The 775-nt window shown below is 54.5% G+C and carries 1 pseudogene; it reads left to right on the top strand.

Going from position 1 to position 775, the window contains the following annotated elements:
* Positions 1-281: 281 nt before the first annotated feature.
* Positions 282-476 (top strand): annotated as a pseudogene (locus tag NS334_RS17000) (IS6 family transposase); the annotation flags it as partial.
* Positions 477-775 lie beyond the last annotated feature (299 nt).

Genomic DNA, 775 nt, shown 5'->3' with positions numbered 1-775 from the left:
ATTTTGTATAGCTCGCGTGGAGCAAGGCTAACATCGGCGTCTACCTTAGACGTAGTGCTTTTACTTGAGAAGTCCGTCATGGTTATTCAATCCTCATTTGAAGCGGGCGCCTGCTCTGACGCTGTCTGAGTCTCAAATTTCAAACAGTACTACATTAGCGCAAGTACCGGTAGAGTGCACATTTTAAGGCTATCTGATGACTGGCATCTTAGTATGTTTGGAAATCAATCGAACACTGATTTTTGGTCCGCACCTGAGGCTTGTCGCAAACGTCAGCATGCCACTTCCGGGTTAAGGGAGCGATGCCGCGGTTAGGCGGGTTGCGCTCGTTCAACACGGCCCGGCGCACGATCTGCGGCTTCAAGGCCATGCTGTGGCTGCGTAAAGGCCTCGGCTTTGCCGGCGCGTGGACTGCCCAGGAGCAGAACGAGCTGATGGCCTGCTGCTTTGGATCTCCCACCGCGAGCAAAGGGTGATAGCGGGGTGAGAGCTGCCCATCCGCGGCTCACAGTTGGGTCTGCGGCACGCCCGTCTTCAATGCCGTCGCGACAGTCGACCCCGCTTGGCTGTGTGCTCTCGCGCTACAATCATCGGGTCGAGGAAACGCGCTTGCCAGACCGGCTGCCCTTTTCCGGACAGCCATCTTGATTTGCTTGGCACACAGAAGGCCTACTGCCGAGACGCATCCCATCATACAACAACAAGAGCCCTATCGACAAGTTGAATATTTTCATCCAAATTTAACCAGTGGTTCCGGATAATCGAAATCAGGAGG

Source organism: Sphingomonas endophytica (assembly GCF_001476895.1).
GTDB classification, from domain to species: domain Bacteria; phylum Pseudomonadota; class Alphaproteobacteria; order Sphingomonadales; family Sphingomonadaceae; genus Sphingomonas; species Sphingomonas endophytica_A.
The sequence above is the reverse complement of the archived record's forward strand: the minus strand, read 5'-3'. Positions and strand labels throughout refer to the sequence as shown.